At 48.0% G+C, this 23,592-nt stretch carries 23 protein-coding genes; 11 read left to right on the top strand and 12 right to left on the bottom strand.

The window, feature by feature from the left end:
- Nucleotides 1-113: 113 nt before the first annotated feature.
- Nucleotides 114-929, bottom strand: coding sequence for a serine/threonine protein kinase (locus tag ACWXW9_RS13080; RefSeq protein ID WP_494929741.1), 816 nt, complete (start codon nucleotides 927-929; stop codon nucleotides 114-116).
- Between the two features lie 172 nt (nucleotides 930-1,101).
- Nucleotides 1,102-1,959 (bottom strand): MerR family transcriptional regulator, encoded by an 858-nt coding sequence (locus ACWXW9_RS13075; protein WP_494929740.1) that lies wholly within the window; start codon nucleotides 1,957-1,959, stop codon nucleotides 1,102-1,104.
- Nucleotides 1,960-2,708: 749 nt separating this feature from the next.
- Here ACWXW9_RS13075 and ACWXW9_RS13070 point away from each other — a divergent pair.
- The gene (locus tag ACWXW9_RS13070) at nucleotides 2,709-3,665 is read left to right on the top strand and encodes an L-lactate dehydrogenase (RefSeq protein WP_494929739.1); all 957 of its coding nucleotides are present in this window, start codon (nucleotides 2,709-2,711) and stop codon (nucleotides 3,663-3,665) included.
- 96 nt (nucleotides 3,666-3,761) lie between these two features.
- Here the strand turns inward: ACWXW9_RS13070 and ACWXW9_RS13065 are convergent, their stop codons facing one another.
- Entirely contained in the window at nucleotides 3,762-3,929 is a 168-nt protein-coding gene (locus ACWXW9_RS13065) for a GHKL domain-containing protein (protein WP_494929844.1), read from the bottom strand.
- 297 nt (nucleotides 3,930-4,226) lie between these two features.
- Here ACWXW9_RS13065 and ACWXW9_RS13060 point away from each other — a divergent pair, with 297 nt between their 5' ends.
- A complete protein-coding gene (locus ACWXW9_RS13060) occupies nucleotides 4,227-4,727 on the top strand; it encodes a hypothetical protein (protein ID WP_494929738.1) in 501 nt (166 codons plus the stop codon).
- A gap of 442 nt (nucleotides 4,728-5,169) precedes the next feature.
- Here ACWXW9_RS13060 and ACWXW9_RS13055 read toward each other — a convergent pair whose 3' ends face one another.
- The 5 genes from ACWXW9_RS13055 to ACWXW9_RS13035 are packed head-to-tail and all read right to left on the bottom strand — an operon-like array spanning nucleotide 5,170 to nucleotide 9,692.
- Nucleotides 5,170-5,898, bottom strand: coding sequence for an ABC transporter permease (locus tag ACWXW9_RS13055; protein ID WP_494929737.1), 729 nt, complete (start codon nucleotides 5,896-5,898; stop codon nucleotides 5,170-5,172).
- Complete coding sequence (locus tag ACWXW9_RS13050) at nucleotides 5,898-6,614, bottom strand: ABC transporter permease (protein ID WP_494929736.1); 717 nt, start codon at nucleotides 6,612-6,614, stop codon at nucleotides 5,898-5,900. Before ACWXW9_RS13050 ends, ACWXW9_RS13055 begins: the two co-directional genes overlap by 1 nt.
- Nucleotides 6,611-7,528, bottom strand: coding sequence for an ABC transporter ATP-binding protein (locus tag ACWXW9_RS13045; protein WP_494929735.1), 918 nt, complete (start codon nucleotides 7,526-7,528; stop codon nucleotides 6,611-6,613). Before ACWXW9_RS13045 ends, ACWXW9_RS13050 begins: the two co-directional genes overlap by 4 nt.
- A 59-nt stretch (nucleotides 7,529-7,587) precedes the next feature.
- Nucleotides 7,588-9,018, bottom strand: coding sequence for a sensor histidine kinase (locus ACWXW9_RS13040; RefSeq protein WP_494929734.1), 1,431 nt, complete (start codon nucleotides 9,016-9,018; stop codon nucleotides 7,588-7,590).
- Nucleotides 9,018-9,692, bottom strand: a complete 675-nt coding sequence (locus ACWXW9_RS13035) for a response regulator transcription factor (RefSeq protein WP_494929733.1) — start codon at nucleotides 9,690-9,692, stop codon at nucleotides 9,018-9,020. The genes ACWXW9_RS13040 and ACWXW9_RS13035 overlap by 1 nt, the downstream gene beginning before the upstream one ends.
- Nucleotides 9,693-9,844: 152 nt before the next feature.
- Between ACWXW9_RS13035 and ACWXW9_RS13030 the strand changes: the two genes are divergently transcribed.
- Entirely contained in the window at nucleotides 9,845-11,608 is a 1,764-nt protein-coding gene (locus ACWXW9_RS13030) for an alpha-glycosidase (RefSeq protein ID WP_494929732.1), read from the top strand.
- A 138-nt stretch (nucleotides 11,609-11,746) separates the two neighbouring features.
- Nucleotides 11,747-13,123: a tetratricopeptide repeat protein gene (locus ACWXW9_RS13025; RefSeq protein ID WP_494929731.1), complete on the top strand. Its 1,377-nt coding sequence runs from the start codon at nucleotides 11,747-11,749 to the stop codon at nucleotides 13,121-13,123.
- 80 nt (nucleotides 13,124-13,203) lie between these two features.
- Here ACWXW9_RS13025 and ACWXW9_RS13020 read toward each other — a convergent pair whose 3' ends face one another.
- Complete coding sequence (locus ACWXW9_RS13020) at nucleotides 13,204-13,356, bottom strand: hypothetical protein (protein ID WP_483873507.1); 153 nt, start codon at nucleotides 13,354-13,356, stop codon at nucleotides 13,204-13,206.
- Between the two features lie 298 nt (nucleotides 13,357-13,654).
- On the opposite strand from ACWXW9_RS13020, the gene ACWXW9_RS13015 reads away from it, so the two are divergent.
- On the top strand, nucleotides 13,655-15,112 hold the full coding sequence (locus ACWXW9_RS13015) for an alpha/beta hydrolase family protein (RefSeq protein WP_494929730.1): 1,458 nt from the start codon (nucleotides 13,655-13,657) through the stop codon (nucleotides 15,110-15,112).
- Between the two features lie 74 nt (nucleotides 15,113-15,186).
- Nucleotides 15,187-15,570 (top strand): MerR family transcriptional regulator, encoded by a 384-nt coding sequence (locus ACWXW9_RS13010; RefSeq protein WP_483872424.1) that lies wholly within the window; start codon nucleotides 15,187-15,189, stop codon nucleotides 15,568-15,570.
- A gap of 185 nt (nucleotides 15,571-15,755) precedes the next feature.
- On the opposite strand, the gene ACWXW9_RS13005 is transcribed toward ACWXW9_RS13010, so the two are convergent.
- Both ACWXW9_RS13005 and ACWXW9_RS13000 read right to left on the bottom strand, forming a co-directional pair.
- Nucleotides 15,756-16,421 (bottom strand): methionine ABC transporter permease, encoded by a 666-nt coding sequence (locus ACWXW9_RS13005; protein WP_494929729.1) that lies wholly within the window; start codon nucleotides 16,419-16,421, stop codon nucleotides 15,756-15,758.
- On the bottom strand, nucleotides 16,418-17,440 hold the full coding sequence (locus ACWXW9_RS13000) for a methionine ABC transporter ATP-binding protein (protein WP_494929728.1): 1,023 nt from the start codon (nucleotides 17,438-17,440) through the stop codon (nucleotides 16,418-16,420). The genes ACWXW9_RS13005 and ACWXW9_RS13000 overlap by 4 nt, the downstream gene beginning before the upstream one ends.
- A gap of 322 nt (nucleotides 17,441-17,762) precedes the next feature.
- Between ACWXW9_RS13000 and ACWXW9_RS12995 the strand changes: the two genes are divergently transcribed.
- From ACWXW9_RS12995 to ACWXW9_RS12980, 4 genes are all read left to right on the top strand, one after another.
- Nucleotides 17,763-18,164 carry a MetQ/NlpA family ABC transporter substrate-binding protein gene (locus ACWXW9_RS12995; RefSeq protein WP_494929843.1) on the top strand — a complete coding sequence of 134 codons (402 nt, stop codon included), beginning with the start codon at nucleotides 17,763-17,765 and terminating at the stop codon, nucleotides 18,162-18,164.
- Between the two features lie 79 nt (nucleotides 18,165-18,243).
- The gene (locus ACWXW9_RS12990; protein ID WP_494929727.1) at nucleotides 18,244-18,726 is read left to right on the top strand and encodes a VOC family protein; all 483 of its coding nucleotides are present in this window, start codon (nucleotides 18,244-18,246) and stop codon (nucleotides 18,724-18,726) included.
- A gap of 84 nt (nucleotides 18,727-18,810) precedes the next feature.
- The gene (gene pdaA, locus ACWXW9_RS12985) at nucleotides 18,811-19,608 is read left to right on the top strand and encodes a delta-lactam-biosynthetic de-N-acetylase (RefSeq protein WP_494929726.1); all 798 of its coding nucleotides are present in this window, start codon (nucleotides 18,811-18,813) and stop codon (nucleotides 19,606-19,608) included.
- A 159-nt stretch (nucleotides 19,609-19,767) separates the two neighbouring features.
- Nucleotides 19,768-20,547 carry an HAD-IIB family hydrolase gene (locus tag ACWXW9_RS12980; RefSeq protein ID WP_494929725.1) on the top strand — a complete coding sequence of 260 codons (780 nt, stop codon included), beginning with the start codon at nucleotides 19,768-19,770 and terminating at the stop codon, nucleotides 20,545-20,547.
- Here ACWXW9_RS12980 and ACWXW9_RS12975 read toward each other — a convergent pair.
- Nucleotides 20,533-22,233 carry a glycoside hydrolase family 13 protein gene (locus tag ACWXW9_RS12975; protein ID WP_494929724.1) on the bottom strand — a complete coding sequence of 567 codons (1,701 nt, stop codon included), beginning with the start codon at nucleotides 22,231-22,233 and terminating at the stop codon, nucleotides 20,533-20,535. The two genes, ACWXW9_RS12980 and ACWXW9_RS12975, sit on opposite strands and share 15 nt — an antisense overlap.
- A gap of 221 nt (nucleotides 22,234-22,454) precedes the next feature.
- Between ACWXW9_RS12975 and ACWXW9_RS12970 the strand changes: the two genes are divergently transcribed.
- The gene (locus ACWXW9_RS12970) at nucleotides 22,455-23,546 is read left to right on the top strand and encodes a hypothetical protein (RefSeq protein WP_494929723.1); all 1,092 of its coding nucleotides are present in this window, start codon (nucleotides 22,455-22,457) and stop codon (nucleotides 23,544-23,546) included.
- The last annotated feature ends 46 nt before the right edge of the window (nucleotides 23,547-23,592 follow it).

Raw genomic sequence — 23,592 nt, 5'->3', positions numbered from 1 at the left:
TTACAGGATCATTGTATGTAGATATGGTCAGATGCGTAAGAGGGGCATTCCCCCATTTTTGCGGCGAATGCCCGTTATTTTTATGGATGATCTTTATGGACGATCTTTATGGACTAGCCCTCCTGCTGCACCAACGCCTTCTCCAGCTCCAGCATAAACTGGCGACTATGTTCATACCTGGGGCCAATCTGGAAAAGACGTTCCAGCAGATGGCGTACAGGTTGACTCACTTTCAATTCTTCCTGCCAGCTTCCCGGCGGTTGATCCGGTTGAGGCTCGTAACTGCTGTACAGCATAAAAAGCATCAAATGCCCGACATCGTACAAATCGCTGTAGATAGCGACATCCTGCCGTTCGGCTGCACGCTTTTCCAGCATAGATTCGGTAAATACATCCTCCTGCTGCTCGCCCATCGCCAGTGCAAGGCCAAAGTCGATCAGGTACGGTTTCCCTTCGCGGTGGATCACATTGGGAATGCGGATATCCCGATGGATGTAGCCCTGTTCATGCACATACAGAACCCGCTCCATCAACTCCAAGGTGTAGACGATACATTCCTGTTCGGTAAAAGAACGCCCCTGTTCAAATATAAGCTCCTCCAGCGTCATGCCGGAGATATATTCCATGACCAGGTACATTCCATTCCGATACTCCACACTTTCGAGCAGCTTCGGGATACAGGAATGTTCCATTTGTCGCATAATGTTGGCCTCACGCTGCAACAGTTGAACACCCTTCGCCCGCTTGCTCGGTCTGGGTAGCTTGACCGCCACCTCCTGCCCGCTGTGCTTGTCCAAACAGAGGTAGGTCAGACCATAGCTGCCCATACCCAGCAACGACAAAATATGATATCGCCCGCTCAACAGATCGTCGGGCTGTTTCGGGTAATCTATCCAAGATTCATAAGCATTCCGCAACCAAGCAAACATTCTGATATCCCTTTCCTATACACGCTGCAGCAACGCTATATATGCGACTTGCTCTTGAATGGTGAAATGGACTGAGCCTTTGCCCTATATCCATTCACTCCGTTCTGTTCTGCTATTATACCATCCACAATAAGCCCATCAGAACCGGGTAGGTCTGATGGGCTTATCATACCTATGCCTCTTTACGTCTGCGTGGTGCCAAACCGAGCCAGGACAGCAGCGAACCGCGTGACTTTCGCTGTCTGCCCTGATAGGTGCGCAAATTGGTGATTAACTGCCGATCCCGTTCCTCTTCCACCCGTTCTTTCATCCAGCGCTTTTGGTCCTCCAACTGATTGGACAGGCTGGTGTTCTTCTCCACCAACCGGCTATGCTCCACTTCCAGCTCTTCCAAACGACTCCTCATCTCCAGTAAAGCGCTTTGCACCATAATCTGCATCTCCGTCAGTGCTTGGGACTCTACAGGCTCCTGCGTTTGTATCTGTCCGGGTGTTTGTTCCAGTTCTTCTTTTTCCCTCTCCCTTGTTTGCTTCAGCCTGTGCTCAATCGTTAACGCTAAGGTATGCGTCTGTTGTTCCTGCGGTTGTAGCTGCATCGGGCCTTCTGACTGTTCCTGTACGCTAACTTCATCCTCTAATCCTGCCGATTCAAGAGTAGCGGCGGCTTGCGCCTGCATCACAGACTCATCTCTGCCCTCTGCCGCAGCCAATATTTCCTCCCAGGTTGCAGCCAGCGACTCACCATCCGATACGGATGGCAAGCGGATGCCTGCATCCTCGATTTGGAAGGGTGCGGTTACCCTCTCAAGCACCACCTGAACCGCCTGCTCCATCGTCAAATGCTCCTCACGCAACGCCCCTCGCATCACCTTTAAGCACTCTACATCCTCTGGACTGAACATTCTCGATTGGTTGGCGGAACGCGGGAACACATAGCCCTGCTCCTCCAGCGCTGCCGCATATTTACGAAGGGTACTGGCCCCGATTCCCAACCGCTTTGCTGCTTCCGTCGTCGATCTGCTTTCTTCCATTGATCATTACCTCCCCGGATGGTATGGAAAGAAATAAGCTTGTATATGTACAATTCGCGGAATCAAATGGAAACCCTTTGGCAAAAATGTTCTAATATTGCGGACTGCTAGGAACCTTTGTCATAAGCGAATATTTTATAAAAATGCAAGAAGCGACTTCATATTGCCATACAAGCGTGGCTTAAAAGTTTCCTATTGTGCCCCTGCTGCGCAGTCGGATGATGCTTCCGAAGCGCCTTTCCTACGGAAAGCTTTGAAAGCGACCGCTTCGCTTGTACAACACCATTCCGCCTACTCCGTTTTTATGTTCATTTTTCGAGTTCGGCTTATATAGCTTATTGTTGGATAAACCAGCAGCATTTAAAATCTGACAAAGTATGTAGTACCTCGCCTATTTCCTATTCAATAGGGTGTCCTTTTTAGAAACGTCACATAAATGTCACACTTCCCATGATCCTATGGCATCATTTCTACCATCAGTGCGGCGCTAAGCACAATCAATGCGGATACCGCCTCAAAAAGAAGCTTCTCACTCCCTGCAATACATACCTGCAAAAATACTGCGTATTCCACGTATCTTCTATATTACAGCCTATACATGTGCCTCTGGTGATTGTTATTTTTCGGAATGAAGGCAAAACGATGGATATTTCCAAAAGATCAGCAATATGTTATGTTATGTAACGTAAAATGGGTTTCAGACATAATTTGTAGCATATTACGTTCGCTGGAACGAGGAGGAAACATAAATGAAGGGGAAGGCAAGGAAAGTAGCTATTGTCGGCGCAGGGATGGTCGGTTCGAGCTGCGCCTACTCAATGGTCAATCAGTCCATTTGTGACGAAATTATGATGATTGACCGCACATATGATCGAGCTTTGGCCCATGCGCTGGATCTGTCCCATTGTATGGATTTTACGTCTACACGTACCAAGGTACACGCAGGAACGTATGCAGATTGCACGGATATGGATGTTGTCATTATCACGGCCGGGGCTAACCCCAAACCAGGTCAAGATCGTCTGTCTGTACTGGATGATGCGGTGATCATTACGCGCGAAATTGTAACGGCGATTATGGAGAGCGGCTTCGACGGCATTTTCGTCATTGCGGCTAATCCTGTCGACATTGTGACCTATCTCGTACAAAGCATATCCGGTCTACCACGCAACAAGGTAATCGGCACTGGCACCTCCATTGACTCGTCCCGGCTTAAAACGCTGCTTTCCGAGGTATTTTCCATAGATCCACGCAGCGTACAGGGGTATGCTCTTGGCGAGCACGGCGATTCCCAATTCGTCGCATGGTCACACGTGACCATTGGCGGCAAGCCGATCCTGCATATTCTGCGCCAGCATAAGGAGCGTTTCAGCCACGTCGATCTGGATGACATCGCCCGCAAAACGAAGGATGCAGGCTGGGAGATTTTCACTCGCAAAGGTGCTACTTATTTCGGTATTGCCAATGCGCTGGCGTACATTACCCGTTCCATTTTAAATGATGACGGTAAAATTATAGCGGTTTCTGCCGTATTGGATGGCGAGTACGGACACACGAATGTCTGCACAGGCGTTCCGGCGATCATCGGCAGCAAAGGAATTCAGGAGGTCATCGAGCTGGAGCTAAGCCCGGAAGAGCAAGCCAAGTTCGACGCCTCCTGCTACCTCATCAGCGATAATATCCGTGCCATGCCGGGCTTAGTTTAAAATGTGTCATGCGCCGGATTGAAATGTATTATCGTATTTTATCAATCCGGCGCGATGTATACTTCAAAAAAATTCCACTTATCAAATACACTATCTTCATTCTAAAAGCTGTAGAGTGACCATGATATTGAATCTGTGGTTATAAGCCTCAATACGTATATTTCCATCGTATTTCTCCGTAATCCTTCGGATATTATCTAACCCGTTTCCGTGAAAATCAGGCTCTTGTTTCTTCGTGCGAAAACTACATGTGAAATCCTTCATCGTGTTAATAACATTCATAAATTTACCTCAATGAATGTGGGTAACAATCCACAATATTCGCCAAAGGTATATTCTAATGAGTTGGTATATTCAAAGACTGGTAATTCGACACTTCATCACATAATGTTGCCAGGATATTTCCAATTTGTGGTATAAAAAGATAATAAAGCTTATGTACTATACATAGACGGGAATGGAGAAAACGTTGGTATTTATGTAATTGATCTAAACACAAATAGTTTGCTTCATAATTATTCTGTTCCAAATCATAAGTCTCAGGAGCAAGCATATTATCCAGTGGGGAAAAATAACGGATCGTCCCTTCAATGGTTTCATAATCGTTTAATCGTCATGCTGGATGGAAATCGTCCGGGTATTCAGGATCGGCCTGTCATGCAAATTTTAAATCCCTCCAATGGCACCTTAGATAAAGAAATTTCTATCTCTAACGAATCATTTTCCTTGTATGATACTGCAATACATGACGGAAATTTGTATGTCATATCAAATAATAATAAAATTATGGTATGGAATAACTCCTTACAAAACGTTAAAAAAATCCAATTAAAACAGAGTGAAAATTTTATTCAAAAAAAAGAGACTGAAAGAGGATATATATCAGGTACACATATTTCTGGAAATTCAATTGATATATTATATGACTTTGTTAAGAAAAAACCTTTGGACAGAGTCAGAGAAATACGACGCTACAGTTTAGAGACAGGTTCCGAGGAGGCTGTCATTCCCTTGAACTATCATTCCGATAAAGAAATGGTTCGTTTTTTTGGCACAAATTAGCTACGAAGTTGCCACACTCCTTCAAAGCGAGGTGTAATTATGATTTATTTAGTTTTTCACCAACTGAACTCCCTTGTCCCCACTCTGCTCATCTGCCCTCTAATCGCCATTATAATTGGAATTATGTGCGCAATTCTTCATTCGAGGGTTCTACTGGCTGTAGGTGTAGCTCTTTTACTTCCCCTCCTGTTTATCACAACAAATATTGCTACCTTTAAATCTAACCTGGACGCATGGGCGATGTACGGTATTATTTATGCCCTGATGACCTATGCTGCATTTAGAATAACTTCCCGAGCTAGAAGTTGACTGATCTTTAGGTACCCATGCTGAAATGTGACCCGGAAGAATGATAACTTTAAAACAAATGACCCATAAGAGGGTCATTTGTTTTAATAGAGCCCTTGAAAAAACAGATAGAGCTGAATTCTCATATTCCGTCCTATATTTCTTTACGACGGAATACCGTCAGGCCCGCAACCCCAAACACAACAAAGCTACCCAGGACAACCATAATCAGCGTATCGGCTGGTACAATGAAAGCCCCAAAGCTGTCTCTTCCGGTAGGCATCATCGCCAGCACAGGCTGTACCCACGGATAGTACGGGCCGTAGGTCTGTGAGTTGGCGACCAGAATATTGGGCACTGTGAAAACAAAGTTCAAGGCGAGCGGCGCGGCAAAGCTGGACCACAGGAAAGACACCATTAGCTGTAACGCAGCCAGCGGCAGACAGGCTACCCAGCCTGCGAGCAGACTTTGGGCGATGACTGACCAAGGGATCGGCCCATTCATGTCTCGCACAGCTCCAACACCCAGCAGCGCTCCCCCGAACAATAGTTGAGTCAGCCCCACCAAAGCCATAATCATCGTCAGCTTGGCCACGTAGAGACTGGTGCGGGATAATGGCAACGACAGCAGTTGCTTCCAGCCGCCGCCCCCATGCTCGAATCGGCAGACCATAGATGCAAATACGGCAGTCAGCATCGGCATGAACAGCAGCGCATGCACTGTGAGCATGCTAGAGAGTAGTGCCAGCCAATTTCCTCCGGGGTTCGACAGCAGTCCGATCAGGACGGCAATCGCCGGGCTGACGAGCGCGAGCAACCAGACGGGCGACTTGGCTATTTTCAAACGTTCGACAGATAGCAGTCGTACATATCCTCCGAACATTACGCCACATCCTTTCTGCTAAAATGAGCCGCCGTCAGCAGACTGAGAAGCGCACCCGTTCCACAGCCGATGGACGCAAACATCCACGCTTGAGGCGCAACCCATGCGAATTGCGGCCAAGCCAGCGGAAACCATTCAGATAGCTGGGAAGCAAACAGGCTGCCGATGCCTAGCGTAATGCCCAGTGTTACAGGCAGCGCCTGATTATGAAACGTGACCGTTAGCCACAATAGCAGTACGAGCATGGGCAGTGTTCCTCCCAAGGGCCAAAACCCGATCCGCAGCAATTCTCCTATTGGAGCAGGCTCTCCCCCGAAGCCAAGTATCATTCCCAGCCCCCACGTTCCAACGGTAAGGAGCAGGCAGGATACACACAGCATCCCGATAGCCAGCGTCAGCTTGGCCATATAGACACTGAATCTGGAGATAGGCAAGGCCAATAGCTGCTTCCAGGAGTTGGACGAATGCTCCACATTCGCCAGCATGGAAGCGACCATCGTGGCCCCTAACACCAGCGCAAGGGGAACAAAAATAGCAATGTTATCCATCAAGGCTTCCCACAGATGACCCTTGCTGTGCGGAATCAGATAATCATAACGAAGCCCGAAATTCAGTGCCTGCATCGCCACCAGCCCAAGTGGTCCTAGAAACACCAGAAACCAGATACCCTTTCTGCGCGCTTTGAGCAGATCCGCAGTCAGCGCTCGCAGCATCATAGGGAAGCCCCTCCTTTGCCGACGACCTGCATGAACATATCCTCCAGGGATTTGCGGCGTTCCTCTACACGGTATATAGCATGCGTATTTTCGACCAGCCTTCTGACCAGTAGCGCCACAGCCGCATCATTCATGTTTTCAAAATCCAGAGCAGCCCCGTCCCTCACCGAATGATAACCCTGCTCACGTGCAATGAGCTGGGCTGTTTCCGGGTCGGACGTGACGATGCGAATGCCCCCTGCGGATTCCTGACGGAGATTGTGAATCGTATTCTGGAAAACCAGTTCTCCTTCGCGGATAATTCCCACCGTATTCGCCATATGCTCCACTTCGCTCAGTAGATGGCTGGATACCAGCACGGTGATTCCTCGTTCCTTGGGCATCGCCTGAATCAATGCGCGCATCTCCTGAATGCCCTCCGGGTCCAAACCATTGGTAGGCTCGTCCAAAATAAGCAATTCCGGATTGCCTAGCAGCGCGGCGGCGATACCAAGCCGTTGCTTCATCCCCAGCGAGTATCCCTTGACCGGGCGTTTGGCATGCTTGGTCAGTCGAACGACTTCCAGCACTTCCGCAATGTTCTCTTTGGGCACATTTAAAATGCGACGAATGGCCTCCAGATTTTCCACTGCGTTCAAATGACCGTAATACGAAGGGTATTCGACCAGCGAGCCGACTTTACGCAAAATATCCAGCTTATTCCTGCGGATATCCTTACCAAATATGCGGATCGTTCCTCTTGTCGGGCGAATGAGTCCAAGTAACATGCGAATGGTTGTCGTTTTCCCGGCTCCATTCGGACCGAGAAAGCCGTAAATATCTCCCCGCCCTATTTTCAGATCCAGCTGATTGACCGCAGGGCGGCCTTTGTATATTTTGCTGAGACTGCTCGTTTCAATAATGTATTCGTTCAAGTTCCTCACCTCGACACTTATCGTAACGTGCCAAGTTTAAAGCCAAGGGAACTCTTAGTTTAAGTTTTGTTTAAAAAACGGATTTGTGTCCCGACGGATGAACTGACAATATCCCTCTCCAGATTCATTTCACGGGCCAGCAATTCAGTAATCGCCAAGCCAATCCCGGCTCCTTTTCCACTGGATTGCTGCTCCATTCCCGGTCCTTTATCCGCAATGACTAATGCCTCTTTCCCGTTATGTTCCTCTATATGGATACCGATATATTGGCCTGAGACGGCGTGGCGAACTACATTTTGGAAGAGATTGTCCAGCAAACGGCGGAAGCCCTGCTCATCGACCTTCCATACGATACTATGCTCAGGCAAGTCGATATCCACCTCCAAACCTTCCTTCTCCCAAACCGGATACCAGCTGGCCGCACATTCCCGCACCAGCCGCAGGATATCACGCGGTTCGTTATTCAATGTATATTTGCCGCTGGAAAGAAGATTATAGGCGAGCAGGTTGTCGATCAGGCTTCCGAGGTCTTTTAACTTGTTTTCCATCAGTGTAATAGACTGCCTTCCCCTGTTACTCAGGTTTTCGTCGTCCAATGAGTACAGATGGCTGCGCACGACGGTAAGCGGTGTCCGGATATCGTGTGACAGATCGGCGACCAGCCTTTTTCGCAATTCCTCCTCTTGGCGCTCACGTCCTCGACTCTCGGCCAGTTGCTCAACCATCTGGTTGAACGCTTCCTCCAGCTTGCCGATTTCATCCGGTCGTCCGGTGCTGACGAAAATGGGCAATCCATCCTCTCCCCTCTGCGACATGGCTGCCTGAAGCCGCACCAGTCTGCGCCGAATGCCTCCAAAAAACAGGAGAGATACGAATATAAATGCTGCGAGTATCAGTAAAATAAAAAAGAGATAGTACAGTGCCATGCTATTGTCCGTACGCGACTGATCAAAAAACGAACGAGGAACTTTCAATACCATATAGCCCTGATCGGCGTTCTTCTGACCACCACCAATAAATGCAACTACAGTAAACGGCCCCTGATAGCTTGCTTGTTTCATGAATGTAATAGCTTGCATCGCGTCCCAATGCTCTGGAAGGTCTGGTTGTGTCGGCAACTCCAGCCTTGTTATCCCCGCTGCATCCACCCAAAATATCTGTGAATCGGGAAACATATTTCCCTGTATTTTTTTTAAATGGGTTGAGATTTGCTCCGGGGTGGCTCCTTTTAAGGCTACAGCTTCACGATGCCAGCTATCTTCGGTCCGTGAACTGGAGAGATAATGTGAATTTGCAGGCTTCATATCCGTAACCCAAGCAGACAAGACACTACTTACAATTAACGTAGCAGGTAACATAATCGGCAATAGCATCATAGCAACCACAATAATGACCAGATAGCGGAACAACAGTGAATTACGAAACCGACCTCCCTGACCTGGCCTGGAGCTGCGACGCAACCTCGCCCAACTCTTGCGCGTCCTGCTCATTATGCCTTCACCCGATAGCCTACACCACGGATCGTCTCAATGATGCGAGGAGTGGCAGGATCAACCTCCAGCTTTTCGCGCAGATGTCGAATGTGGACCATTAAGGTTTTGTCCCCGTCGATATACGGATCGCCCCACACGGCTTCATACATTTGCTCCTTCGTCATAATCTGACCCAAATGCCGCAGCAAATAAGCAAAAATATGATATTGCTTGCCTGTCAGCGCAATTTCTTCCCCGGTATCACGGTTCACAATACGGTTATCGGGAGGGTACACTGACAGATGTCCCAACTGCAAGGATTCCTCGGGCACCGTACCTGATCGACGCAGCAAAACCTCCATACGTGCAATCAGCTCGTCCGGGTGAAAGGGCTTCGTCACATAATCGTCGGCAAAATCCAGCCCATGCAGCTTATCGTCAATGGAGGTTCGGGCGGACAGCATAAGAATCGGAAGCTCCGGCCGCTCCTTCTTGAGCCTTTTTCCAATCGTAAATCCATCCAGACCGGGCAGCATCACATCCAGAATCACAAGCTGGCATGTATGGGATGCTTCCACAGCTCCATCCCCGCTGCGCAGCCACACCACAGCGTAATTCCGCTCTTCCAAATACCGATGCATCCAAGCGCCGATATCCTGATCGTCCTCGATGTATAACACATTTGTTTTCATTCACGCACACCTACTTATCGTTTTTCTTTTATTGTAATGGGCATTATAGCATTGATGGTACATAACCCGCATAAAAAGGTTAATAACTACCTTATACGACATATGCTATATGATTTCAAATTCTACTGCTTGCAAAATAGGAGGAATACCATATGCTGCTGGAAGCGATATACCATCATCCGAAGCGCAATTGGGCTTTTGGTTATGATGATGCAACCCTATTTTTACGGCTTCGTGTGAAGAAAAATGACCTGACCGCTGTACACGCTCTAACCGGAGACAAATACGACTGGGATCGCACCCGACAGCTCATTCCGATGTCCAAATTCGCCACCGACGGCAGATTTGATTACTACCAATGTACCGTAAAGCCCACTCACCGCCGGCTGAAATATGGATTTTTGCTGGAAGACGAAGAAGAACAACTATGGATGAACGAGAACGACTTCACCACCCAAGAGCCTCAAAATGCAGACGGCCTGTTCCAATACCCGTTTTTGAATCCAATTGATATTCTCAAGCCGCCTGCATGGGTGAAGGATGCGGTATTTTATCAGATTTTCCCGGAACGCTTTGCGAACGGTGACCCCTCTATTAGCCCGGAAGGTGCCGAGGCATGGGGGGACACGCCGCAAACCGACAATTTTTTTGGTGGCGATCTACAGGGGATCATAGATCATCTGGACCACCTGAACGAGCTAGGGATTAACGCCCTGTATATGACGCCTGTGTTCAAGGCGACGACCAACCATAAATACGATACCGAGGATTATATGGAGGTGGACCCGCATTTTGGGGACAAGGAGACGTTAAAAAAACTGGTGGATGCCTGCCACGACCGGGGAATCCGGGTACTGTTCGATGCAGTGTTCAACCATTCGGGACGTACCTTTAAGCCGTTCGTGGACGTACTGGAAAAAGGCGAAGCCTCCCCTTACAAGGACTGGTTCCACGTACATAGCTTCCCGCTGGAAGTCGTTGATGATACACCGACCTACGATACCTTCGGGCTGGAGCCGATGATGCCCAAGCTGAACACCGAGCATCCCGAGGTGAAAAAGTACCTGCTGGATGTGGCAAAATATTGGATCGAAGAGATCGGCATCGACGGGTGGCGGCTGGATGTGGCAGATGAGGTGGATCACGCCTTTTGGCGGGAGTTCCGCACCACGGTCAAACAGGCTAACCCGGATGCGTACATTCTGGGTGAAATGTGGAATGAATCGTCTGAATGGCTACAGGGCGACCAGTTTGATGCGACGATGAATTATCCGTTTACTTACGCGGTGAATGATTTTTTCGTCAAAAAAGAAACCGATGCCCAAAGCTTCGCCTTTGCCATCGGACGGCAGTTGGCCCGCTATCCGCAGCAGGCATCCGAGGTTGCCTTCAATCTGCTGGATAGCCACGACACGCCGCGCCTCCTGACGCTGTGCGGCGATGACAAGCGGCTGATGCGGCTGGCCGCTCTGTTCCAGTTCACGTACATGGGCGCGCCCTGCATCTATTATGGTGATGAAATCGGTCTGGATGGAGATGCCGATCCAGGCTGTCGCAAGTGCATGGAGTGGGACCCTGACAAGCAGGACCGCGAGCTGTTCGACTTTTACCGCAAGCTGATTGCGCTGCGTAAGGAGCACCCGGTGCTGCGTGCCGCGGGAAGCCTCACTTTTCTGGAGGCAGAGCCGGAGGGCACATTCCTCGCCTACGAACGCCGCAGCGAGGAAGAGGTGCTGCTCGTGCTGCTTAACCGTTCCGGTAAGGGCCACGTGTTTGAGCTGGACATTCCCGAGCAGGAATGGGAATTGGCTTTTGGCGAAAGCCAGTGGTCCGCAGGAGCGAAGGGCTTCCGCGCTGAGCTTCCAGCCTACGGCTACGCCGTGCTGAAGACAACGCCTGCGAAGCGGGTGGAATAGACGCTCTCCTTTTAATAAACGGAGTAGTCTCATCCCTTGAGGTTACTCCTATCTACATACAAACATTCCCAAAACGGTGGTATAATATGTTCAGATAAACGCTGATTTAGCATCCGGATTGTGAAAGGGGTGGTTCATTTGGAACATACAACCACGATACGCACAGAGCTGGAGCAATTCATGGCACGAGAAGACCTAAGCATTATCCAATTTTGCGAAATGGCGGATGTAGAAATGGAGGCAGTCCATGCTATTTTGGGCAAAAAAATGCCCTTCTCGGTAGAGCAACTGGATCGGGTTACATACGGTATGCGACTGAATCCAGGCCATTTTTATGAGCATTACATCGAAGAATGTCTGGTCGAATCCTTACCTGATTGGCGTCACATTAAACCTTTTTTATACCGATGTGAAGAACTGGGCAAGCTGGAGTGTATTCGGAAAACCAGCTATTTATGGTTGGATAACACGAATTACGCCCCTCTGTTGTTCGAAGTAGCTGAGGATTTTTTCATACATGACAAACATGCCGCCGCAGCCCTGCTCTACAAAAATATCGTCAAAAGGGAGGGAGGCCGACGTTCAGAACGACTGGCCTTGTGCCAGTATCGCCTGTTTATTCTTGGGCTGGGACCCGATAAAGAACAAAACGTCGATGCTGCTAACCGGGTTTTTCCACTTTTGGATCAGCTTGATGATATAGACCGACTTGACGCATTAAGAGAACTGGCGATTGCCTATATCCAAAGGAAATTGTGGGATTTAGCCAAGGACCTGGCTCAGGATATGGACGATGAGGCTAATTTTCAATACCTTCTTATGCACCAGCCCAATAAGGTTAATCAGGAACCACTCAAAAAGCCACAAAGACCGATGTTCTTTTATATGGCCTACTCTAACTATCTTCGTGCGAATATTTGCGAGGCCCAGGGAGACTACAAGCAAGCGCTACAATATACGTACGCGTATGCTGATCTAAGCTGGGTGAAGGAAACGGATGAGGAAACACAATACTGGCTGAACAAATGCAAAGAATGGGCACACTCCAGTATATTTTTATATAAAATGCTAACAGGAGATGTAAGCGCTATTTTGGATTATGTTAAATGCATTGAAGCTTCACCAACCGGGCTGATGCCGGGATTGTTTAAAATCGTTAGAGCCGCTAATCAGCAGGATATCAAGGTAGATTATTTTCTTAAAAAGTTCGAAACAGACATTACAGCCTTTATGGCGCGGGAAAAAGCTATCGTTACGTATACGTACAAGATCACGCCAGATTTATATATTCTATTTCTGCATGAGCTGGCTCACTATTATTTAAGCAGAGGAGCCTTTGACCTTGGCTTTAGCTATTTAATCGACGGCTTGGACAAATCCCTGGAAGTCGACAATAAATCGTATACGATCAAATGTATAGGGCTATATGAACGTTTTCGCTTATTTGCTTCCCGTGAGACTGATGCAGAGTATAAGAGGTTAATGACCGGAATGTATTTGAACGATGATGAATAGCATGCTTTCAGGCTAAACTCAAACAACGCGCGCCGATTATGTACCGGTACGCGTTGTTTGCATAGCTTTTTTTTATCTGATTACTTATTTTGAACATCTGTTCTTACGACCCCGACATCAGAAGCATTGATAGAAATGGGATTGCCACCTTGTCCTGTCTGAGCTGAAGAAGATTGTTTGACGTCTACCGAAATTCTTTTATTTTTAAAACCGCTTCGTCTCTTTCTTCCCAAAACAATTACCTCCTTAAAATACATTGATTTTCCTTTAAATCTCTCATTTGCGAGTCCCCTGTTCAGACGGATGTAAACCATCCTTGAGTCGATCTCAACTGCGAAGAGATATGTTATATGAATATGCTAGAGTAGCAGAAGTTGTATCGGCTAATAGCAGAATCATAGAGAAAAGAGGCTACGGATTGAAATATATTAGGTGATTGACCTTGTAGTATACTTCAACGTTTATGCTTGATCTATCACAAATAACAGTTCTTCCTTGCAGGGACTGGGATAAAGATGGGAGTTCTATAGCGTGAGGACACTTGAAATCGCTGTGCTGCTGGTCAGTTTGGTGGCCGCAGGCGTTATTATTTTTAGAAAAAGAGAGAGGCGGTTCGATACGGCCATATTAGCTTCCCTCGTATTGGTCGTGCTGCTGCATGGAATTATGAATCATTTTCGCTTGCAAATGCTTCCGACCTATCTTGTTGTATTGATACTTATTATCGGATTCATCCTTAGAATTACCAGGACCCCATCTAAAGTGCGTCTCCAAACCCGTTTTAAAAAATATTTGAAAAAGGGGCTGCTCATCATGGTCGTTATGGCTTTGACTGCCGGATCAATGTATTTGACGCATGTATTGCCTGCCTTCTCCCTCCCTGAACCGACGGGGAAATATGCCATTGGCACCATTTCGCAGCATTTGACCGATCAAAGCCGTGACGAAACCCTCAGTGCGACATCGGCCGACAAGCGGGAATTGATGATCAATGTCTGGTATCCTGTCGATCCCGATGCAGCAAAGCAAAAGCCGAAAGAGCCTTACCCTGCTGAGCTGGGAGAAGCCATCAGTCTTGTTTTCGGGATACCGAAGCAGTTGTTCAGTTACCTCACAACGATTCCTACACACGTCGTCCAAGGTGCAGAAATATCGAACGCTGAGGCAAAATATCCGGTGCTGCTGTTCTCACCCGGTATCCGTTCTACCCGGTTCCAGAGCATGACGGCTGTGGAGGAGCTGGTGAGTCATGGTTATATTGTAGTAGGTATGGATCATCCCTACTCTTCCGCCAAAGTTTCCTTCCCTGATGGTCGGATCATTCCCTACACGCCGGAGCCTGAATTCCCGACATCGGCTGAGCTATATGAAAATAACGTAAAGGGCGTCAGCATTCGCGCAGCCGATTCCCGATTCGTGCTGGACACGATTACGACATGGAATACACAAGATCCTAACGGATTGTTCGAAGGCAAGCTGGATCTGGATCATGTGGGCATATTCGGACACTCCTACGGCGGGGCGACAACAGCTGAAACCTTGGCGCAGGACAAGCGTTTTAAAGCGGGTGTCAGCCTGGAGGGTGGATTCTGGGGAACTGTCGCCCATACCGGATTGCAGCAGCCCTTCATGTATATGATGACAGGAACCACGGCGGAGAGCTTAAAGCCATCGGTTACGAAAAAAGATAAGGTCTTTTATACGGAATTTGCTCCCGATCTGAAGTCGGTCATGACCAAAAGCCAAAATGATACCTATTATTTGACGGTCGATAAGTTTTTCCATCAGAGCTTTACGGATCTGGCCCTGATTTCACCATCCCTTTTTGCTAAAAATATAGACCCTGTGCATAATATTGATATTACGAGATCGTATGTACGAGCCTTTTTCGACCAATATTTAAAAGGTGAACAGCAACCGCTATTAAAAGGCGCTTCGCCTGAATATCCCGAGGTATCGTTCGATCCCACATATACGAAAAGGAAATGACATCAGGCTCAGGAGATGGATCGTTAGTTTATTAGATACGTTTTAAAGAGATTGGAGATGCAGTGGTGGAAGGAATGACGCGTGGCGAGCTTTCAAAACGTACCGGATTGAGCATGGCGACCATTCGCTATTACGAAAATAGCGGTATTTTACCGGTGCCCCGGCGGGCTGCGAATGGATATCGCGTGTATACGGATGATTATTTGGTGAAAATCAAATTTATTAAAGATGCGAAATCGCTAGGCTACTCACTCAAGGAAATACAAGAGACACTGCATCTGCTCCATAAGGAGATGGACGCGGACACACTGAAGGAAATCGTCCAGAATAAGATCATTGAAATTGAGGCTCATATCAGCACGCTGCATACCCTGCAAACGATGCTGGCGGGTTTACTTCAAACCGATCAGGAAGATATCCAGAACTATTTGCAATCATTTCGTATTCGGGGTGAATAGCGTTGGGAAACGCCTCCGTTCATGCCAAAAAACCGTTTTGGGGAATCTCTCCTTGAAACGGTTTTTTTCAGCTCTGTCTATGTTGTATCAGCCCAGCATGTTACGCTGGCAGCGTACGATTTTTTAATTGAGCCCGCCAATATTGGCGGGCGCAGAACTAAAAGTTCATATAATCCTTATAAAAATCAACCCCTGCGTACTTTATGGGACAATAGGTTACCCAAGGACTGAACAACTTGTACAAACACAACAAGAATCACGACGGTAATGAGCGTAACGACCGTATCGAACCGCTGATAACCATACGATATCGCCAGATCGCCAATCCCGCCCCCTCCGACTGCGCCTGCCATGGCAGTGGCTCCAATCAAGCCGATTGCGGCTGTCGTTAACGACAGAATGAGGGAACTGAACGCTTCGGGGAGCAAGAAGTAACGAATAACCTGAAAAGGGGTCGCTCCCATCGCATCCGCCGCCTCCAATATGCCCGGATTAACCTCAAGCAGCGAATTTTCGACCAGCCTACCGATATATGGTGCAATATAGAAAATCAACGGGACAATCGCCGCGCTCGTCCCAATGGAGGTATTCACAATCAGACGCGTCAACGGAATGATCGCTACCAGCAAAATGATAAACGGCAAGGAACGAACAATATTAATAATCGGATTAAAAATGCCGTAAAACCATTTGCTCTCCAAAATCCCGCCCGGACGGGTAATGACCAGCAAAATACCGATAGGTATACCGATCAATGCGCCAATGAACAGCGAGATGCTGACCATGAGCAAGGATTGATATAAAGCCTCCCACAGTTGATCCCAGGTTATAGAGGTTCCTGTAATCATCATATGGCCTTCACCTCCTGAATGTTGACCCCTTTGCTCTTGATAAAATCAACAGCCTGCTGGACGGCATGCTCCTCCCCGCGCACCTGGATTGTCATATAGCCAATGGTCGTCTCTTGAATTTCTGTCATATTGGCAAACAAAATATTGACATGGACCTCATGGTGCCGTATCAATTCATGAACCACCGGCTCGGAAGCAGCCTGTCCGATAAATTCCAGCTTGTAAATCCGCTGTGCTTCTTGCTGTTCGAACGTTTGCAGTACACTATCCGGCACCGTATCGTGAATAACCGTACGCACAAAGCTTTGCGTCGTCGGGTGCTGTGGCTGTCCGAATACCTCCAGCACATTGCCTTGCTCAATGATTTCACCCTTTTCCATCACGGCCACCTTGTTGCAAATCCGCTGAATGACTGACATCTCATGCGTGATGATCAGAATGGTAATCTTGTATTCCTTGTTGATTTTACGAAGCAATTCCAGAATCGACTGCGTGGTCTGCGGATCAAGCGCCGAGGTCGCCTCATCACAGAGCAGAATGGACGGGTTGCTCGCCAGCGCCCGCGCAATGCCGACACGCTGCTTCTGACCGCCGGACAGCTCACTCGGATAGCTGTTCGCCTTATCGGACAAGCCTGTGAACTCCAGCAACTCTTTTACCCGTTGCTCAACCTCCCGTTTGTTGCGCTTGAGCAGCACCAGCGGAATCGCAATATTGTCGAACACCGTTTTCGACTCCAGCAGATTGAAATGCTGAAAAATCATTCCGATCTTCTTCCTTACCTTCCGAAGCCCCGATGTCGAATAAGTATTCAACCGCTCTCCTTCGACAAGAACTTCCCCGGTGGTGACCTTTTCGAGACGGTTAACCAACCGGATCAGCGTACTTTTACCTGCTCCGCTGAATCCGATAAAGCCGAAAATATCACCTTTATCTACTTTGATATTTATATTTTTTAACGCTTCAATGCTTAAGCCTTTTCTCACATAGGTTTTGGACACATTTTTGAGTTCAATCATTTCTGGCAACCCCTTCCGTTCCGACCTCTATTAATTTGTTTCCAGACCTGTCAATGCGGATTCGGCCAACGCTAGCACTCAAACGTACAGGTCAATTTTTGATTAATGTTACTATACTTATATCAAAATCCGAGTAATGAAGTATGCTTTAAAAAGTATACTACTTGGATTTAATATTCATGTCAATATGGGTGTTTTATACACTTTATAATTGACCTTCCTCTTCCTATGAATTAATATCTTATATATCCAATTAAAAAACTAGGTTTTAAAATTAGCGGGGGATTTATAATGATAAAAACAAGCGGGATCATATACAAACATTTACCCTCTCACCTTCGTACCGAGCGCCCCTCAGGGATTGTACTCGGTCAACCATAAATCGCTGGATGAAGTCAAAGATGGCGTAACCATTGGAGTATCACAGGACGCAGTCAATCAGGAACGGGCTGTACGGCTCATTGAAGAGCTGGGCTGGGTTAAAATCAAAGGCGATGCCGAAGTGATCAACTTTAACGTAAATAGCGTTGAGCCTGCCAAATATAAAGTGAATTTCAAGGTGCTGAATTCCGCACAAATTCTCGTCTCTCTGAAAGACCTTGATTTCGGGATTGTGAATGGTAACTTTATTACCGATGCAGGCAAGAAAATCTCGGATGCACTTAAAATTGAAAACACACCGGAACACTATCGCATCGTTGTGACGCTTAACAAAGCAAATTAAGACACCCAATGGGCCAAGGATCTGAAAGCTGCATATGAGTCGGAGGAATTTGAAAAATTCATCAAATCCCAACCTAAGTATGAAAGCTTTGTTATGCCTGATGCCTGGAAGTAATCAAAGCGACTTTACCGCAGGCTTGCAGCGCAGCGAACAGAATACGATTCTGATTAGCCAGGCAGCAGTAGAACTTCTGCCCGAGCATGAAGTCTTCGGCCGTGTCGCCCTGCGAACGGACGATATCGAGGAAGTTGCAGCTACATTGAACAGCAAAGGATTAGAGCTTTCTTCGATTTATGAGGGCAAACGACTGGACCCTCAAGGCCGCCTGATTCAGTGGAAAATGTTCACCATTAGCGGTGATTTTCACGGCTTGCCGTATCCTTTTGTAATCCAGTGGAATGATACGGACGCCAATCGTTTACAGCAGTTGACAACAGACGGAGTGATTCAAGAGCATCCGTCAGGCAAGATTACGCTGGAAGCAGCAGAATTTCATGTGGAGCATCCTGAGGAGACTGCTGCCCATTGGCAAGAGCTATTCTCGTTAATTTATATTGCATAAAAAAGCGCCGTTTTGCAGAATCTATGGAATATGCCGAAGCATACACATCTTACCCGAACGGGACGGAGAAGCGGAGGAACATAGATGAAGCGAATGTTTGCCTTATGGTTATGCACTGCGGTTGTTGGCATGTTGGTAGTTACGGGTCAACCCGCACTAGCTACGCAGGCTGTTGACGGACAGCCTTATCATTTTGGATTTAAAAAAAGTAAGGGAGGCGAGCTGCCTTCCATCGCGCAAGAGGGCTTTATGCACCTGATCGAAAGACAGGGAGGCATCTTTTTGGGGGATACGACCAAAAAAGAACTGTATCTCACCTTTGACAACGGCTATGAGAATGGATTTACCCCCAGAGTGCTGGATGTACTAAAGGCTAAAAAAGTCCCGGCTGCCTTCTTTGTGACCGGGCATTTTGTAAAAGACCAGCCTGCTTTGATGCGCCGTATGGCCAGCGAAGGTCATATCATTGGAAACCATTCATGGAGCCATCCTGATATGAGTACAATTTCTTCGGCACAGATCCTGTCGGAGCTGGATAAGGTACGAAGCGCATCGGCCGAATTGACCGGACAAAAAGAAATGAAATACGTCCGACCACCACGCGGCATTTTTAGCGAAAAAGCCTTGGCTTCCTGCCGGGAAGCCGGATATACAAGTGTATTCTGGTCTGTGGCTTACAAGGACTGGGATACGAATATCCAGCAAGGAACAGACTATGCTTATCGTCAGGTCATGAATCAGCTCCACCCCGGAGCGGTCATTCTGCTCCATTCCGTGTCCAAGGACAATGCCGAAGCGCTTGGTTCTATCATTGACGAAGCTCGCAAGCAAGGGTATGAATTCAAAAGTCTGGATGACCTTAAGGTCAAGCATTACCACTAGAGAAACATCTTAATCCGGCAAGTCTTGTATGTATTAGCCCGATCCCACTGCCTGGTATAGACAGTGGGATCGGGCTTTTTACTTTACGCTCAAAGAAGGGTTTGGATATAATAGATCGGACAAATATTTGGAGGACAACATACATAATGGAGGTACATCATGCACTTTGTATTCGATTTGGATGGAACGATTTGCTTCAAGGGACAATGTGTGTCGGATCAGATCGCAGACTGTCTGGAACAACTGACTCAGGCGGGACATGAAGTGGTTTTCGCCTCGGCCCGGCCGATCCGCGACATGCTGCCTGTGCTTCCTGAACGTTTTCATTCCTATGCCCTGATTGGCGGCAACGGTTCACTGATTTCCCAAAAGGGAACTGTGACTCATGTGGAAGCCTTCTTGCCGGAAGTGGCGGAAGCCCTGCTTGCACTCCTGGAGGAACATCAAACCACCTATCTGATCGACAGCGATTGGGATTATGCCTATACAGGCGCAGCCAATCACCCTATACTCAACAATCTGGATATCGGCAAGCGGGCGCAAAAGCTACCTTTGGCTTCCCTGAAATCCATCGTAAAAATGCTCATTTTAACCGCTGAAGATATGGAAGGGCTGGCCGCCAGGCTTTTGCCGCTCGGCGTGGTCATTCATCAACACCGCAATGAACAAGTGCTGGACATCAGTCCGCAAAATATCCATAAATGGAACGCGCTCCAGAAGCTTGGTGTGCAGTCCCGCCAATTTATCGCCTTTGGCAATGATGCGAACGATATTCCAATGTTCAAGGAAGCACACCACGCCGTTATGATTCATCATCATGACGAGTTGGCAGCCTACGCTACCGAATCAATTCCGGACGAGGAAAATCAGGAAGATCGGATTATCGCCAAGATCCGTGAGCTGGCTGGAATGAAGCCAGAACGCCTATTCCAAGCTTAACTTATACACTCTGGCTTCATAAGGACGCAGCTTCAGGGCGTTCAGATTCTCCCCTTTTACCGACTCGTAGTTGGACAGAAGCAGTTCTGCTTTGGCGGCAGGATAGCCCTCCTCCTCAGGCCAGTGGAATACCGGGTTACGGTCAAAAAAGTTCAAAATAACTAGCAGATGCTCCTTCTCCAACGTGCGGGTAAACACATACAGCTCGGTATCCAGCGGCAGCAGCAGCTTATATTCACCATAAACGATTACCTCAAGCTGTTTACGCAGGGCAATCAGCTTACGATAATAGTGAAAAATCGAATCCGGGTTATGTCTTTCCGCCTCAACGTGGATATGCGTGTAATTATCGTTGATTTTCATCCACGGCTCTCCATCGGTAAACCCGGCCGCACGCCCTCCATTCCACTGCATGGGTGTCCGCGCATTATCCCGGCTTTTTCTCCAAATTGCCGCCATAATCTGCTCTTCCGGTTCGCCCAGCTTCCGCTGCTGCTCATAATAATTCAATGTCTCCACGTCCCGGTAATCATCAATCGACGAGTACGCAATATTCGTCATGCCGATTTCCTCGCCCTGATAAATGTACGGCGTACCTTCAAGCATATGTGTGAAGGTTGCCAGCATTTTGGCCGACTCCACTCGGTACTGTCCATCATTCCCGAATCGCGAGAGGGCGCGCGGCTGATCATGGTTGTTCAGATAATTCGCATTCCATCCCTCCTGATGAAGCTCCGTCTGCCATCGACTCATCATTTTTTTTAACTCTACCAATGTCCACGGCTTGGATTTCCATTTTTCTGTCCCCTGTCCCTGGGCATCTATAAACATGTGTTCAAACTGGAAAACCATATTCAGCTCATGCCGCTGATCTCCCACATAATCGAGTGCCTGTTCAGGACCCAAACCCGATGTTTCACCGACGGTCATTAAGGGGTACCGCTCCAGCACTCTTTCATTCAGCATGCGAAGCAGCACATGCACTTGTTCCAAATTGGAAAAAAGCTGATAGGCCCGTACCAATGTCCGTTTCTCGGGATTATCGGCATCTGGCAGCCCTTCGGCTTTGACAATATGGGCAATGGCGTCAAACCGGAAGCCATCGACTCCCTTTTTCAGCCACCATTCCACCATGCGGTACAATTCAGCGACCACTTCTTCATTGTTCCAGTTAAGATCCGGCTGATGCTCGGAATACAGATGCATGTAATATTCGTCTGTAAGCTTGTCATATTTCCACACAGAACCGGAAAAATACGATTCCCAATTGTTTGGATATCCGCCATTTTTGCCTGTTCGCCATATGTAGTAGTCCCGTTTCGGATTATCCTTGGACGAGCGTGATTCCGTAAACCACGGATGCTCATCCGATGTATGGTTTAAAACCAGATCCATCATAATTTTAATGCCTCGTTCATGCGCCTTGTGAAGGAGTTTATCAAAGTCTTCCATTGTTCCGAACTCATCCATAATGGCATAATAATCGCTAATATCGTAGCCGTTATCATGATTGGGTGATTTATACACCGGACAAATCCAGATGACATCAATGCCCAGCTCACTTAAATAGTCCAACCTGGACAGGATGCCTCGTAAATCTCCTTTTCCGTCTCCGTCCGAATCCTGAAAGCTGATCGGATAAATCTGATACACAACGGCTTCCTTCCACCATATCTTTTTAGGCATGTTTCCCTCCTGTAGCTTCTCTGTACATCCAATAGCATATGCTCTTAACATACACGCAATACCTGCTGGCGAATCGTTTGTATGATGGGGAGAAGGGAGATTGAAAAAAACATTTTTAAAAACAGGTTGTAAAAGTTACTCCAGCGTTACCTAATAAATATGAACCGCCCTATCTATGAACCCGAAGCGGTCCCATTCTCTAAATCAAAGGAGGAAGTCACATGAACCACCGCCCCAAAGAACCAAAGGATCTGATTGTGGAGTCGGCTGTGATCCCACCGAATATCAATGTGGATGTGAAATCAGCCACCGAAGGAGGAAAGCGCCGCCTGATGCTTAGCGATAACCCGGAGACGCTCACCGCCGTGACTGTACCTGCCCGGCAAGCTACCTTGTGGCATGACGTGGTGCGCACGACAACCCGGACGGTCAAGCATCGCATTTTCGGCTGGCATTACAACAAAATCGGCGGACCCGTCAAACTGGGCATCACCGTAGAGAATAAAAGCGATGCTGCGCTGGAAGTACGTCATATCGAGCGGGCTCTTGAGATTGCGCCTGAGGATGGTAACTGGATTATGGATGTCGGGCAGTCGATTGCCAAAAGCTGTTTGGCTGGTATGATGAAGCGCTTGAAGCCAGTAGACCGTCATAAATTTGGCAAAGGCACAGCGCTGCTGGAAGAATTCGAACTTCCCGAGGGGTCCCTTGCCGGATTCACCTATGACTTCACCGTAGAATATGCCGAAGGCCACGGTACGCTGGACTATGTCATTCGCACTGTGGTCAGCAAGGATACACAGACCGACCTGCGTGATATTCATGCGGAGCCGCTCCCCCCCGTACCACCACCGCAGGCACATCCGCGCGGTGTATGGTCCTTTTCCGAAACGAACGCGCAGATGCCGGAATACGTGGTCGGGCAAAGTGCCAACTACCGGACATGTGCCACCAAAAAACTGGACGGTAAGACTCCCGCCGATCTGTTGTTTACCGGAACCCGCAGCGAGCTGGGCCCTGCGCTTGATAACCGCGGACAATTCGGTGTTATCTATAACGCAACCATTCCCATCATTAACGACGGTGACGAAGAACGTACGGTCCGCATCTACGCCAATCCGCGTGGCGGAGCGTTCGCCGGGTCTGTGCGTGTGGATGATCGTGTATATGGTATCCCTCTGCTACGAGATAATACCAAGGTATGCCGATTGGCTGATATCAGCGTCCCTCCTGGCAAGTCCAGTTATTCTCTAAGTTTTATGATTGCAGGCAGCGCAACCACGCCGTTGGGCCTATACGTCATCACGCTATAACGGATCGCATGGCTGGATGAGCGAACGTGGGGCCAAAATTTTCACA

The sequence above is a fragment of the Paenibacillus sp. LT-B23 genome (assembly GCF_059417685.1).
This window is presented reverse-complemented; position numbering and strand designations above follow the sequence as displayed.